Source organism: Azospirillum sp. B4, from assembly GCF_000333275.1.
Classification (GTDB): Bacteria; Pseudomonadota; Alphaproteobacteria; order Azospirillales; family Azospirillaceae; genus Nitrospirillum.
Genome location: NZ_BACU01000623.1, coordinates 1 through 13,554 on the forward strand (window position 1 = coordinate 1; position 13,554 = coordinate 13,554).

General features: G+C 67.8%; 14 protein-coding genes. All 14 read right to left on the bottom strand.

The genetic code is table 11. The annotated features are described in order from the left end of the window. Positions 1-3,126: efflux RND transporter permease subunit (locus tag I55_RS27800; protein ID WP_044563987.1), on the bottom strand; the 3,126-nt coding region annotated here is incomplete at its 3' end. A 39-nt stretch (positions 3,127-3,165) separates the two neighbouring features. After that, positions 3,166-4,389 (bottom strand): efflux RND transporter periplasmic adaptor subunit, encoded by a 1,224-nt coding sequence (locus I55_RS27805; RefSeq protein ID WP_049974577.1) that lies wholly within the window; start codon positions 4,387-4,389, stop codon positions 3,166-3,168. Positions 4,390-4,422: 33 nt separating this feature from the next. Then, positions 4,423-5,256, bottom strand: coding sequence for an alpha/beta hydrolase (locus I55_RS27810; RefSeq protein WP_044563988.1), 834 nt, complete (start codon positions 5,254-5,256; stop codon positions 4,423-4,425). 198 nt (positions 5,257-5,454) lie between these two features. Then, positions 5,455-5,628 (bottom strand): hypothetical protein, encoded by a 174-nt coding sequence (locus tag I55_RS37425; protein ID WP_159107293.1) that lies wholly within the window; start codon positions 5,626-5,628, stop codon positions 5,455-5,457. A gap of 435 nt (positions 5,629-6,063) precedes the next feature. After that, positions 6,064-6,489, bottom strand: a complete 426-nt coding sequence (locus I55_RS27820) for a type II toxin-antitoxin system VapC family toxin (protein ID WP_199902751.1) — start codon at positions 6,487-6,489, stop codon at positions 6,064-6,066. After that, the gene (locus I55_RS27825; RefSeq protein WP_085940130.1) at positions 6,486-6,728 is read right to left on the bottom strand and encodes a type II toxin-antitoxin system Phd/YefM family antitoxin; all 243 of its coding nucleotides are present in this window, start codon (positions 6,726-6,728) and stop codon (positions 6,486-6,488) included. Before I55_RS27825 ends, I55_RS27820 begins: the two co-directional genes overlap by 4 nt. A gap of 94 nt (positions 6,729-6,822) precedes the next feature. Then, complete coding sequence (locus I55_RS27830) at positions 6,823-7,806, bottom strand: LysR family transcriptional regulator (protein WP_286364323.1); 984 nt, start codon at positions 7,804-7,806, stop codon at positions 6,823-6,825. An 83-nt stretch (positions 7,807-7,889) separates the two neighbouring features. Further along, positions 7,890-9,395 carry a 5-methyltetrahydropteroyltriglutamate--homocysteine methyltransferase gene (locus I55_RS27835; RefSeq protein WP_044563992.1) on the bottom strand — a complete coding sequence of 502 codons (1,506 nt, stop codon included), beginning with the start codon at positions 9,393-9,395 and terminating at the stop codon, positions 7,890-7,892. Positions 9,396-9,413: 18 nt separating this feature from the next. Then, positions 9,414-10,193 carry a phosphonate ABC transporter ATP-binding protein gene (gene phnC, locus I55_RS27840; protein ID WP_044563993.1) on the bottom strand — a complete coding sequence of 260 codons (780 nt, stop codon included), beginning with the start codon at positions 10,191-10,193 and terminating at the stop codon, positions 9,414-9,416. Then, the gene (gene phnE / locus I55_RS27845) at positions 10,193-11,023 is read right to left on the bottom strand and encodes a phosphonate ABC transporter, permease protein PhnE (RefSeq protein WP_199902752.1); all 831 of its coding nucleotides are present in this window, start codon (positions 11,021-11,023) and stop codon (positions 10,193-10,195) included. Before phnE ends, phnC begins: the two co-directional genes overlap by 1 nt. A 6-nt stretch (positions 11,024-11,029) precedes the next feature. Beyond that, a complete protein-coding gene (gene phnD / locus I55_RS27850) occupies positions 11,030-11,914 on the bottom strand; it encodes a phosphate/phosphite/phosphonate ABC transporter substrate-binding protein (protein ID WP_044563994.1) in 885 nt (294 codons plus the stop codon). 23 nt (positions 11,915-11,937) lie between these two features. Then, entirely contained in the window at positions 11,938-12,300 is a 363-nt protein-coding gene (locus I55_RS27855) for a DsrE family protein (protein WP_044563995.1), read from the bottom strand. Positions 12,301-12,336: 36 nt separating this feature from the next. After that, entirely contained in the window at positions 12,337-12,597 is a 261-nt protein-coding gene (locus tag I55_RS27860) for a sulfurtransferase TusA family protein (RefSeq protein WP_044563999.1), read from the bottom strand. Positions 12,598-13,080: 483 nt separating this feature from the next. Beyond that, positions 13,081-13,554, bottom strand: a 474-nt coding sequence (locus I55_RS27865) for an IS110 family transposase (RefSeq protein WP_044563996.1), incomplete at its 5' end; no start/stop codon positions are given.

The window sequence follows — 13,554 nt, forward strand, 5'->3', positions numbered from 1 at the left end:
CTTGCCGCCGGCCAGCGTCCGCAGCAGGACGTAGAACACCGGCGTCAGGGCCAAGCCGAAGAAGGTCACGCCCAGCATGCCGAAGAACACGGCCACACCCATGGCGTGGCGCATCTCGGCACCCGGCCCCGTCGACATCACCAGGGGCACCACACCCATGATGAAGGCGATGGAGGTCATCAGGATGGGACGCAGACGCAGGCGGCTGGCCTCGATCGCCGCCTGGACGGGGGTCTTGCCGTGGATTTCCAGTTCACGGGCGAACTCCACGATCAGGATGGCGTTCTTGGCCGACAGGCCCACCAGAACCATGAAGCCGATCTGGGTGAAGATGTTGTTGTCACTGCCCGTCAGCCACAGGCCGGCCAGGGCCGACATCAGGCTCATGGGCACGATCAGCAGGATGGCCAGCGGCAGGGTCAGGCTCTCGTACTGGGCGGCCAGCACCAGGAAGACCAGCAGCACGCTGATGGGGAACACCCATAGGGCGGAGTTGCCGGCCAGGATCTGCTGGTAGGTAAGGTCGGTCCATTCCAGCTTGATGCCCCGGGGCAGGACCTCATGCGCGATCCGCTCCGCGGCGGCCTGGGCTTGGTTGGTGGAATAGCCGGGGGCCGGGCCGCTGTTGATGTCGGCGGCGGTGTAGCCGTTGTAGCGCACCACCATTTCCGGCCCATAGGTCGGGCTGACGCTGACCAGCGACGACAGCGGCACCATCATGCCCTGGGCGTTGCGGGTCTTCAGCAGGCCGATGTCGTCGGCATGGGCGCGGAACGGGGCGTCCGCCTGCACCCGCACCTGGTAGACGCGGCCGAAGCTGTTGAAGTCATTGACGTACAGCGAGCCCAAGTAAATCTGCATGGTGTCGAAAACGTCATTGAACGACACGCCCAGCTGCTTGGGCTTCACCCCGTTCAGGGCCACGTTCAGCTGCGGAACGTTGATCTGGTAGCTGGAGAACGTCGGCCCCAGCTCCGGCGTCTTCATGGCCTTGGCGATGAAGTCGTTGGAGGCCTTGGCCATGGCCTCGTACCCCAGGGCGCCGGTGTCCTCAAGTTGCAGCTTGAAACCGCCCAGCGTGCCCAGGCCCATGACGGGCGGGGGCGGGAAGACGGCGATGTAGGCTTCCTTGATGCCTGCGTATTCCTTGCGCAGGTTGGCGGCGATCTCGGCGGCCGAGATGTGACCCGGCCGGTCGTCATAATGTTCCAGCGGGACGAACACGATGCCGGCGCTGGAGCTGTTGGTGAAGCCGTTGACCGACAGGCCGGGGAACGAGACGGCATGGGTCACGCCCGGCTGCTTGAGGGCGATCTCCGACATCTTGCGGATGACCTCCTCCGTCCGGTCCAGCGAGGCGCCGTTGGGCAGCTGGGCGAAGGTCACCAGGTATTCCTTGTCCTGCGCCGGAACGAAGCCGCCGGGGACGGTGTTGCCCAGGAAGACGGTGACGCCCAGCAGGCCGGCATAGAGGGCCAACATGACACCCTTGCGCCGGATGACGCCGCCCACGCTGTTGCCATAGGCCTGGGACCCGCGGTGGAACACCTTGTTGAAGCCCCGGAAGAAAGGGCCCAGCACGGTGTTCATGCCGCGCGTCAGCCAATCCTGGCCGTCATGGTGGCCCTTCAGTAGCAATGCCGCCAGGGCGGGGGACAGGGTCAGGGAGTTGAAGGCGGAGATGACGGTGGAGATCGCGATGGTCATCGCGAACTGCCGGTAGAACTGGCCGGTCAGGCCGGTCATGGCCGCCAGCGGCACGAACACGGCCACCAGGGTCAGGGCGATGGCGATGATGGGGCCGCTGACCTCGCGCATGGCCTGGTAGGTGGCCTCTTTCGGCGACAGCCCCGCCTCGATGTTGCGCTCGACGTTCTCCACCACGACGATGGCGTCGTCGACCACGATGCCGATGGCCAGCACCATGCCGAACAGCGACAGCGCGTTGATGGAATAGCCGAAGGCCAGCAGCAGGGCGAAGGTGCCGACGATGGAGACGGGCACCGCCAGCAGCGGGATGATGGAGGCGCGCCAGGTCTGCAGGAAGACGATGACAACGATCACCACCAGGGTGATGGCTTCCAGCAGGGTGTGGATGACGGCGTCGATGCTGGCACGGACGAACTGCGTCGGGTCATAGACGATGCGGTATTCCACGCCCGGGGGCATGTCGGCCGACAGTTCCTTCATGGTCTCGCGGACCTGGTCGGAAATGGCCAGCGAGTTGGCACCCGGCGACTGGTTGATGGCCAGGGCCACGGCCGGTTTGTTGTCCAGCAACGCCCGCAGGCCGTATTCGGACGCCGCCAGTTCGATGCGGGCCACGTCACGCAGATAGGTGACGCCGCCGTCGGCCGTGGTCTGCAGGATGATGTCGCCGAACTCCGCTTCCGTCTTCAGGCGGCCGCGGGCGTTGACCGACAGCTGCAGGGGCACGCCCTTCACCGACGGGGACGAGCCGATGACGCCGGCCGCGACCTGGACGTTCTGGTCGCGGATGGCCGCCACCACGTCCTCGGCGGTCAGGTTGCGCTGGGCCACCTTCTGCGGGTCCAGCCAGACGCGCATGGAATAGTCGCCCGAACCCCAGACCTGCACCTGGCCCACACCCTGGATGCGCTCCAGCCGGTCCTTCACGTTCAGGACGGCGTAGTTGCGCAGATAGGTCATGTCATAGCGGTCGTTGGGCGAGATCAGGTGCACCACCATGGTCAAGGTGGGGGAGCTCTTGATCGTCGTCACGCCCAGGCGCTGCACATCCTCCGGCAGGCGCGGCAGGGCCTGGGAGACGCGGTTCTGCACCATCTGCTGGGCCAGGTCGGGATTGGTGCCCAGCTTGAAGGTGACCGTCACCGCCAGGTTGCCGTCGCTGTTGGCCTGCGACTGCATGTACAGCATGTTCTCCACACCGTTGATCTGCTCTTCCAACGGGGCGGCGACGGCTTCGGCGATGACCTTGGGGTTGGCGCCCGGATACTGGGCGTGCACCACCACGGTGGCGGGCACCACCTCGGGATATTCCGAGATGGGCAGTTGGAACACGGAGATCAGGCCGGCGACGAAGATCGCCACCGACAGCACGCCGGCGAAAATGGGCCGGTCGATGAAGAAACGCGAGATGTTCATGATGGATCTCGATGGAACGGGCGGCCGTCAGGCCCGGCCTCAGAGGGCCGAGCCGGCGGCGGTGTGCCGGGTGTCGGGGGCGGCGGTCTCACCCGCCATGGCGACGTTCTTGGGCTTCACGGCGTCGCCGGGGCGGGCGAACTGCACGCCGTTGACGACGATGCGCTCGCCGGCCTTCAGGCCCTTGGTGATGACGCGCAGGCCGTCCTGCATGCCGCCCAGGGCCACCTCGCGATAGGCCACCTTGTTGTCGTCGCCGACCACCAGGACGTACTTCTTGTCCTGGTCGGTGCCAATGGCGCGGTCATCCACCAGCAGGGCGTTGTGCGGGGTGCTGCCGCCCACCTTGATGCGGGCGTACAGGCCGGGCACCAGCAGGCCGTCGGGGTTGTCGAACTTGGCGCGCACGCGGATGGTGCCGGACACGGTGTCCAGGTGGTTGTCCACATGCTCCACCACGCCGGTCCGGGAATAGCCGTCCTCGGTGGCCAGGCCCAGCTGCACCGGGGCGGTGCCGTCCCTCACGCTGGCGATGTAGCGCAGGTAGGTCTGCTCATCCACGTCGAAGGAGGCGTAGATGGGCGAGACGGAGACCAGCGTGGTCAGCGGCACGCCGGCAGCGCCAGCGGCCACGATGTTGCCCACCGTGATCTCCGCGCGGGAGACGCGGCCGTCCACCGGCGCCACCACCCGGGTGTAGCCGAGGTTCAGCTTCGCCACCTCCAGCGCCGCATCGGCCGCCTTCACGTCGGCGGCGGCGGTGCGGGCCGTGTTCTCGCGGTCATCCAGGTCACGCTGGGGGATGGCGTTGCTGGTGATCAGCTTGCGGGCGCGCTCCAGGTCCGTGGTGGCGAAGCGCTGGCGCGACTGCGCCGACGCCAGGGTCGCCTCCGCCCGGTCCACCTCCGCCTGGAAGGGGCGGGGATCGATGGTGAACAGGGGGTCCCCCTTCTTCACCAACGCGCCGTTCTTGAAGTTCACGGCGACGATGGGGCCGGAGATCTGGGGACGGATGTCCACATGCTCCACCGCCTCCAGCCGGCCGGAATAGCTCTGCCAGTCGACGACGGTGCGGGCGACGACGGGGGCCACCTCCACCTCCGCCACCGGGGCGGTGGGGGCGGGGGCCGAGGCCTGGGCCCCCCCGGGACCATGCACGAAGAAGCCGCCGAGGGCAGCGAGGGCGACACCGGAGGCCAGCGCCAGCACCAGTTTGGCCTTTATGGGCTTGGCCTTTGAGGGCGTGGTGGATGTGTTGGACATGAAAGGTACTCCTTGAAAGGCGTTGGCGGGGCGTTACAGGCGACGCCCGAGGAAATTGGCGATGGCCGCCAGGGCCGCGGGATTGGTGGCCAGATCGGCATGGGAAACGCGGGGGAAGCGGGTCACTTCCGTGGGCACGCCGGCCCCGATCAACTGGCCCGCGTACTTCTCGGCCTCGACATGCAGCACGTCGTTCTGGGCCGTGACGATCAGGGCCGGCGGCAGGCCGGCCAGGCGCCGGGATTCCAGGGGCGCCGCATAGGGATGCAGGCGCTGCGCCGCCTCCGGCAGGTAGGCGCGGTAACATTTGGCGCAGTCGGCCACCGTGATGTCCGACCCCAGCAGCGTCTCGTCCCCCACCCGCGTCAGGCTGGGGTCCAGCATGGGGCCGACCAGGACCTGAGCCTTCAGCGGCACGTCGCCCTGGTCGCGGGCGATGAAGGTCAGCGAGGCGACGATGTGCCCGCCGGCGTCATAACCCGCCACGCCCAGGCGGTTGGCCGCACCGCCGAAGTCACGGGCGTGCTGGGCCACCCACAAGGCGGCGCGGTAGGCGTCGCCGGGCGCCGCGGGGAAGGGATGGGCCGGGGCCAGGGAATAACCCACGGAGACGACGAAGGCTGGCGTATGATGGGCGATGAAGCGGGCGGCCGGATCGGCGTCGTCCAGCCCGCCCTTGGTGAAGCCGCCGCCGTGGAACATCAGAACCACCGGCAGCGACGGCCGCAGGGTCTTGGCCGCCGCCGCCGGACGGTACAGGCGCAACGTCACCTCCTGGGCATAGCCCGGGATGCGCGTCTCGCAGACGGTGATGCCGCCCGTGCTGTCGACAGTTTCACAAGCGATTTGGCTCGATGGCCTGGACATTTCACATGGGCGCGGAAGCGCCCCTCCTGGTTTATGACAGGGTGGACTGTATGATCGATGATTTGGCGAATAAACCAGCGTTTCGCTGCTACACAATTCGGATTGTCAGAACAATCGAACCGTAAGGAGACGGANACACGGGCCGCGGCCGGTTGCGCCGCAGCATGAAAGCAATCGAATTGTCGGATCGGTCGGCGGTCAGAAGCCTCCGCAGATGACGCCGATGAAGGGAAACAGATCGCGCAACACCACGCCCGCGAACAGTGAAATGCCGCCACCCCAGCGGCCCAACACCAGTAAGAACATACGCGCGCTGGGGGGCAAGCGTCGGTGATGGGCGTCACCCGGAGCATCAAAAGTCGGTGCGGCCATGGTTGAACTCCTCATCGGTCGGGTGACGCCAGGCATACACGGGGCGGGCGGCGGTCGCGTCCCGTTTCCCACCGTCAAAACGATGAAGGGGCGGGCGGCGGTATCGGCCGCGGGGCACCGGCAGGGGATGCCGGGCGTCAGGCAGGGGATGGCGCGCCGGGAAGCGCGCCGGGGACAACGCGTCGACGCCCTTTTCCACAGGGGAAAGGACGGTCAGGCGCGACAGCGGGTTGGGGCCCCAACGGGGCGGTTTCACGAAGGATGGGCTGGGGCCCGGTCGCCGCCGCCGGTCCGGTGACCCGCAGTGCAGCAACGGTTACATCATAGCGAACGCCGCCCTAGGCGGAATACGCGATAATCCGAACACTCTATTTAGAAAAAACCGCATAATCGGGGAGGGGGGCTCCGGCCCGCGCTACGGCTGCGCAATGACGCTTACGGTATCATCGTGGCGATGCCCAAAGCCAGTCCGGCCTCCGCAAGCTTACGATCCAAGGTGCAGAGGGTCGCGGCTTCATCCGCGGCAATGGCAAGATGCAAGGCATCGGCGGCTCGCAGTCCCAAACCGTGGTGGTCGGAGAAACGCGCGGCTGTTTGAAAATGATGGGATGAAATCCTCAGCAGGCCAAACGAGTCCGCCACCCACCCCGAGAATATTTTCAAGGCCTCCGCCCGATGCTCGGTACTGATCTGGCCCGTTCGCACCTTGATGGACAGAGCGGAAGAAAACTCGGTTATCACCCAATCACTGATGACGAGGGCCCCGGGGTCCTGTTGGCTCAGCCACGTCTGGATGTGTTTCGAGGTGGCCTCATTCGTCAGTGCGGCAACCAGGAGCGATGTGTCCAGGTAGAGCATCAATACCGATCATCGTCCCGCATGGCGCGCACGAACGCCTCAGCCGGCTGCGCTTGCTGCGGCATGTTGCCAGTCAATGCTTGCATTGGTGCTAGCGCGATGGGGCGTCGGGGAGCGGCCATCGGGACCAGGCGGGCGACAGGCTTCCCCCGGCGGGTGATGATCACCGTCTCACCCGCTTCAGCCTGGCTGATCAGGTCGCTCAAGTGTGTCTTGGCGTCGGCAAGGTTGATCGTGGTCACGCCCATCCCTCCTGACCAGATTATTAGTCAGATATAAACCTCAAGGCATACGAAAACAACGTCGGGCTAGCCAGGCCCTCGGCTCACGCGCAGATCAAGCACTTCTCCTCCTCCTCCTCCGCGTCGGCCGGCGCCGGGGGGGCGGGCTTGTCGGGGCAGGAGGTGGTGGATTGGCCGTTGAACAGGGGGCAGCTGTCGAACAGGTCGGCCACCCAGTCCACGAACACCCGCACCTTGGGCGACAGGTGGCGGTTGTGCGGGTACACGGCGGAGATGGGCATGGGCTCCGGTTTCCAGCGGGGCAGAAGTTCCACAGCTGACCGGATTGCAGGTAGGGTTTGGCCATGAAGTAAGGCGGTTGAACGATGCCCAGCCCTTTCAGTCCGCAGGTGACGTAGGCGTCGCCATCGTTGACGGAGATCGGACCGCCCAGCTTGATCTCCTGCAACTCGCCTTCCACGATGAAGGACAGGTCCATGACCTTGCCCGTGCGGCTGTGGAAGTAATTCACCGCCACATGGGTTTCCAGATCCTCCAGCGTCCGCGGCATGCCGTGGGCGGCGACATAGGCGGGGCTGGCGCAGGTGACGCCCTGGAAGATGCCGATGCGGCGCGCGATCAGGCTGCTGTCCTGCAGATGGCCGACGCGCAGCACGCAGTCCACGCCATCCTGCACCAGATCCACCGGCCGATCGCCCATGCCGATCATCAGGTCGATGTCCGGGTACTGCTGATAGAATTCATGGATGCGCGGGATGACCAGCAGGCGGCCGATGGATCCCGGCATGTCCACCCGCAGCTTGCCGCGCGGGTTCTTCTTCATGTTGGCGAAGGAGGACTCCGCCTCGTCGATGTCGGACAGGATGCGGACGGCGCGCTCGTAATAGGCGGCGCCATCGGGCGTCAGGCTCAGCCGCCGCGTCGTCCGCTGCAACAGGCGCACGCCCAGGAACCCTTCCAGGTTCTGGATGATGGTGGTGACGGACGCGCGGGGCAGGCCCAGCGTGTCCGCCGCCTTGGAGAAACTGTTCACTTCCACGATGCGGGTGAACACCTGCATCGCCTGCAACTTGTCCATGGGACATCCCCGGGCGCGAAACTGGTCTGGAGCAATGTAGGCAGGATAAGGCCCGGGTTCCAGGTTTCGTGATAAGGCGGGGCTTAGCGGAAACGCGCCGCCGCCTGGGCGATGGCCGCCAGCTTGTCCTGCGCCGTGCCGCCGGCGCACAGGGGATTGTCGGCGAAGGTGGCGAAGCCGCAGTCGGGATGCAGCAGTACGCGGTCGCGCCCGAACAGGTCGATGGCGTGGGCGATGCGGTCGGCGATGTCGTCCACCGCCTCCACCGCCGTGTGCTTCTGGTTGACGACGCCCACCCCCACCCGGGCGTCCTCCGGCAGGGCCCGCAGCACCGCCATCTCCCCCGCCCGGGGGGTGCACATCTCCAGCAGGTAGGCACCCACCCGCACCTGGGCCAGCGTGTCCATCAGCGGGGCGTAGCCGCCCGCCAGGGCCACGCTTTCATCCGGCGTCCAGTTGCCCCGGCAGACGTGCAGGGCGGTGCGGTCACGGGGGAAGCCGTCCAGCACGGCGTTCAGCAGGTCGCGGGCGAAGCCCAGCTCATGATCGGGGCCTAAGGATTCCGACAGGGCGCCGCACATGAAGCTGCGTTTGCTCTTCGGCCCGGCGAACACCACCTCCGACAGGACGGGCTCATCGAACTGGATCAGGGCGGCGCCGGCGTCCAGCAGTTCCGCCACCTCCTCCCGCAGGACGCGCACGACGTCCTGGGCCAGGGCCTCGCGGCTGGCGTAGGCCTGGTCGGAAATGCACTCCATCCACATGGTGCGGGCCAGCAGATAGGGGCCGGGCAGGGCCACCTTGACCGGCCGCGCGGTCACCGTGCGGGCGAAGTCCACCTCGTGCGCCACCAGGGGCCGCGATCGCACCAGGGGGCCGAACACCGCCGGGTGGCGCACGTCCCCCGCCGGGATGTCCAGGGCGCGCAACTCCGCCTCGAACTCCTCCGGGTGGTCCACCAGGGGCAGCAGGTCGGTCAGGGGAATGAGCTGGCAATTGTCCAGCCGGCTGGCGACGAAGCTGGCGTAGCTGTCGCGCCGCTGCTCCCCATCCGTCACCACATCCACGCCCGCCTTCTCCTGCGCCGCGATGGCCAGGCGCACGGCGTCGTCCGCCGTCTCATGGAAGGCGGCTTCCGCCAGGCGGCCCTCCACATGGGCGTGCATGGCCTCGATCATCCAGCGCGGGCGGGGCCAGGACCCTACGCCCATCACCGACAGGACGGGAATGGGCGGCGGCGTCACCGCCTCCCGCCGCCGGGTCGTGGGGGCCGGGGTGGTAGCGGGGGCCAGGGGGGCGGCGGCCACCGGCACCTCGGCCACCCGTTCCGCCAGCGCGCCCTTGCACACCAGAAAGCTGCGCTGGCGCCCGGCCTTGGTCCAGGACACCAGCTCGTTGCGGGTCAGGCGGCACCACGCGGGCAGATCCTCGTCCACCGAGATCTCGGTGGAGCGGATCTCCAGCAGGCCGCCGCGCGGCAGCGGGTCGATATGCTTGCGGATCAGCAGCAGCAGGCCGTTGCCGCAGTCCAGGTCGCCGCCGTCGAAGGAGACGTCTGGTGTGTGGGCGTGCCGGGCGATGGGGTCCATGGGGGCGGTCCAGTCCTGTCAGGTGCCGCCGTACAGGCGGGTGTAGGCGTCGGTGTCGAAGCGGGCGGTGGGAACGTCCACCAGCACCCTGCCATCGCGCAGGCCGACGACGCGGTCGGCGAAGGCGCGGGCGAAGTCCACCTGGTGCAGGCTGCAGACCACGCTCACGCCACCATCATTCCCCTGGGGCGCGCGGGCGATGCCACGCAGCAGGTCCAGCACGCCGGCGCCGGTGGCGGGATCCAGGCTGGCCACCGGCTCGTCCGCCACGATCAGGCTGGGCCGTTGCGCCAGGGCGCGGGCGATGGCCACCCGCTGCTGCTGGCCGCCGGACAGGCGGTCCGCCCGCTGGCCGGCATGGGCCAGCAGGCCCACCCGGTCCAGGCATTCCAGCGCCAGCAGCCGGTCCGCCCGCTCGAACCGGCGCAGCCAGCCGCGCCAGGCGGGCACGTGGCCCAGCCGGCCGGCCAGCACGTTGTCCAACGCCGTCAGGCGGCCCACCAGGTTGAACTGCTGGAACACCACCCCCACCCGGCGTCGGGCGCGGCCGCGCAGGCGCGTGATGTCGTCGCCGTCCACCCGCACCTGTCCGGCATCGGGCGCAACCAGGCCGGTCAGGCAGCGGAACAGGGTGGTCTTGCCGGCACCGCTGGGGCCCAGCACCGCCACCACCTCGCCCGCCGTCACGCTGAAACCGACATCGGCCAGGGCGGTGCGGCCGTCGAAGGACTTGGTGATGCCGGCGGCGGCCAGCCGGATGGGGGCGGGTAAGGGGGTTGGAAGCGGGGGCCCGTCCATCACGCCAGCCTCCGTCGTAGCCAGCCCGAGAACTGGTCCAGCGCCGTCACCACCACCAGGATCAGGGCGATGATGGTGACCAGGCGGGGGAAGTCCAGCAGGTCCATGCTGTTCTTCAGCTCCTGCCCGATGCCGCCCGCGCCCACCACGCCCAGCACGGTGGAGGCGCGGACGTTGAATTCCCACCAGAACAGGGTGGTGGACAGCAGCACCGGCATCACGTCCGGCACCAGGGCGTACAGGATCGCGGCCACCCGGCCGGCGCCGGTGGCCCGCACCGCCTCGAACGGGCCCAGGGCGGCGTTCTCGATATGGTCGGCGAACTGCTTGGCCGCGCTGCCCCAGGTGTGCAGGGCGATGCCCAGCACCCCGGCGAAGGGCCCCAGGCCCACGGCGGCCACGAACAGCAGGGCGAAGACGAAGCTGTCGATGCCGCGCAGGGCGTTCAGGAACCAGCGAGCCGGAAGGTACAGGCGGGGCCAGGGCGTGATGGTGCGGCTGGCCAGGATGGCCATGGGCAGGGCCAGCAGCGTGGCCAGCGTCGTGCCGATGGCCGCCATGGCCACCGTCTCCGCCGTCCGCCACGCGAACAGCGGTAGCTCATGCAGGTCCGGCGGCCAGGCGGTGGCCAGCCACCGGCCCAGCTTGGGCAGGCCGGTGGCCAGCTTGTGCAGGTCGATGCCGGCCAGGCGCCAGGCGACGACGTAGAAGGCCGCCACCGCCAGCCAGGCCAGCCACAGGCGGGCGCGGGGCCACGACAGGCGCCGCCCCGCCGCCTCCATCCGCGCCAACGCCGCCTCCGCCGGGCCCGCCACCGGGTCAGCCATCATGCCGCCCTACACCTTCGCCTTGATCTTGCCCAGCGCGATGCCCGCCTTCTCGATCATGTCGTAGGAGGCGTGGGTGGCGGCGACGAAGCCGGTGTAGCGGTTGGGCAACAGGGTCTTGGCCTGGTCCACGGTGATGGCCGTCAGGATCTTCCGCACCTTGTCCGCCAGGTCGGCCGGCGCGCCGGCCGGCAGGACGATGGCGTCGTTGGGCAGGGGATCCGAGGTCCAGACGATCTTGTTCGCGTCCTCCTTCACCTTGCCGCTGGCGATCATGGCGTTGCGGTTGCGGTCGAAATCCGTGGCCAGGTCCACCTGGCCGGAACTGACGGAGATCTCGTTGGCGGCGTGGGTCGCCCCCTCGCTGTACCGCCAGAAGGTCTTGGGATCGATCTTCCAGACCTCCTTGGCGTAGAAGCTGGGGATCAGCCAGCCGGAGGTGGAGCCCACGTCGGCGAAGGAGATGGTCATGCCCTTGGTGTCGTCGGGGAACTTGGCGACCTTCAGTTCCGGCCGGCCGATGATGACGCCCTGGTAGGTGGGCTTCTCGTCATACTTCACCGTGGCCACCGCCTGGCAGCCGGTGGCGTTGTTGGCGATGATGTAGCCCCACGGGCCCATCCAGGCCAGGTCCAGCTGGCCCGACCCCATGGCGACGGCCATGCCGGCCCAGTCGGTGGTGGCCACCAGGGTGAAATCCGCGTCCAGTTGCGCCGCCAGATGGGCGAACAGGGGGCTGTAGGCCTTCTTGGTGTCCTCCGGCGTGGGCAGCAGCGGGCCGACGCCGAAGCGCAGGGTCCGGCGCCCTTGCGCGCGGGCGGGGGTCAGGGCGGCGCCGGCGGCCAGGCTGGTGGCCAGGCCGGCACCGGCGGCGATGAAGCGTCTGCGATCCATGGCTGTTTTCCTTGCCGGCCGGGTCAGTAGCTGACGCTGGGGGCGCCGTCGCCCATGAATTCAACCAGCTTGGCCCCGCCCACGATCTTGGCCCCGGGCACCAGCTTGTCCTCATCCAGCCCGCGCTTCTTGAAGCAGGGGGAGCAGACATAGATGGTGCCGCCGGCCTCGGCGAAGCTGGCGATCAGGTCCTTCAGGGGGGCGAAGCCCTCCTCATGGATGTCGTCGGCGTAGCCCGCCTGCGACAGGCGCGTGCCCTCGATGGACAGGAACACCACCGTTTCCTTGTCTGACGCCACGGCGGCGTTGGCGATGACGAAGGCGACGGTGGCCTTGTCGGTGTCGTTCTTGGCGCAGCTCAACGAGACGACGAATTTTCCGGGCATGGTTGTTCTCCGTTATGGGCGGTGTGGGTGGGCGGCTCACGGCCAGTCGGCGCGGGAGCGGATCCAGAAGCTGTGGGTGGCGGGATCGTGGCGGACCAGGTCGTTGCGGGTCATGCGGCACCAGGCCGGCAGATCCTCCGGCGCGCCGCCGTCACGGGCGATGACGCGCAGCACCTGGCCCGGCATGGCCCGCAGGCGGACACGCAGCAGCATCACCAGCTCGCCACAGCCCATGTCGCCGGCGTCCAAGGTCGTGGTGGCCCAGGTCGAGGTGTCCGTATCGTGTGCGTCCGCCATGCCCAACCGTTCCCGCCCCGGCCCCGGAACGGGGACACGGACCATTTGGCCGTGCACCGGGGTGCCGGCAATCCCATGAGGATTCCTGAAGTGGGGAGCGGGTTCGGGCCGCGGGACGTCTGCGGATTTCACGGCAGGGGTCAGCCCTCACGGGGCATGACGTAGGACCGAAACGCTCGCAGGCACGATAGGTTGGCGGCCGAACGGCCGTCAAGCCGCGCGGCTGGTGGGGCCGGCCGTGCGGCCATTTCGCCGGTGTTTTGGATAAAAAGGGATAAATCGTCAAAATGGAAAGCCCCGCCCCGGCGTTGCTGCCGGAACGGGGCTTCTTATACTAATGGCATTTGATCTTGACCGATCACATGCCCCTCAGGCGCCGGGCGCGGCCATCCGGCCGGCCCTTATCCATGTCATAGGGCTTCCTCGCCCCGTTCCTTCGGTACTCGGCATCCGGCGCCCCCCATTTTCACGTTAGAGTATCCGTTATGTGCAAGCCGCTTTTTCCTGCCAGTGTGAGCCCTTTTTGAGGAGAGCGTTGGCGAGGACGACGAGCTTGCGCATGATGGCTGTGATAGCAACCTTGGGAGGCTTTCCGGCTGCGATCAACTGGGTGTATTTGGCGCTGAGGTCTGGATTGAATCGGGCGGCGACGAGGGCCGGCATGTAAAGGGCAGTGCGGACAGTGGCGCGTCCTGCCTGGATGAAAGAGCGCCCGCGCCACTGTCCGGACTGGCGGGTGATTGGAGCGAGCCCCGCGAGACTTGCGGCTTGGCCCGGTTCCAAAGTCCCCAATTCAGGCATTTCGACCAGCAAGGCGAATGCGGTTAGGAAACCGATGCCCGGAATGCTGGTCAGGATGGCGCACCGGCTGGCCATCGCGTCGCTGGCGGCGATACGGGCTTTGATGTTCGCGTCCAAGGCATCAAGGTGGCGCTCGATCTGCTGAGGCGGAGCGTC

Excerpts from the sequence above, each read along its gene's own strand:
- I55_RS27835 (WP_044563992.1), bottom strand. The coding sequence starts at position 9,395 with ATGGACCCCATCGCCCGGCACGCCCACACACCAGACGTCTCCTTCGAC.
- I55_RS27860 (WP_044563999.1), bottom strand. The coding sequence starts at position 12,597 with ATGGCGGACGCACACGATACGGACACCTCGACCTGGGCCACCACGACC.
- phnE (WP_199902752.1), bottom strand. The coding sequence starts at position 11,023 with ATGATGGCTGACCCGGTGGCGGGCCCGGCGGAGGCGGCGTTGGCGCGG.
- I55_RS27830 (WP_286364323.1), bottom strand. The coding sequence starts at position 7,806 with ATGGACAAGTTGCAGGCGATGCAGGTGTTCACCCGCATCGTGGAAGTG.
- phnD (WP_044563994.1), bottom strand. The coding sequence starts at position 11,914 with ATGGATCGCAGACGCTTCATCGCCGCCGGTGCCGGCCTGGCCACCAGC.
- I55_RS37425 (WP_159107293.1), bottom strand. The coding sequence starts at position 5,628 with ATGGCCGCACCGACTTTTGATGCTCCGGGTGACGCCCATCACCGACGC.
- phnC (WP_044563993.1), bottom strand. The coding sequence starts at position 10,193 with ATGGACGGGCCCCCGCTTCCAACCCCCTTACCCGCCCCCATCCGGCTG.
- I55_RS27810 (WP_044563988.1), bottom strand. The coding sequence starts at position 5,256 with ATGTCCAGGCCATCGAGCCAAATCGCTTGTGAAACTGTCGACAGCACG.
- I55_RS27805 (WP_049974577.1), bottom strand. The coding sequence starts at position 4,389 with ATGTCCAACACATCCACCACGCCCTCAAAGGCCAAGCCCATAAAGGCC.
- I55_RS27855 (WP_044563995.1), bottom strand. The coding sequence starts at position 12,300 with ATGCCCGGAAAATTCGTCGTCTCGTTGAGCTGCGCCAAGAACGACACC.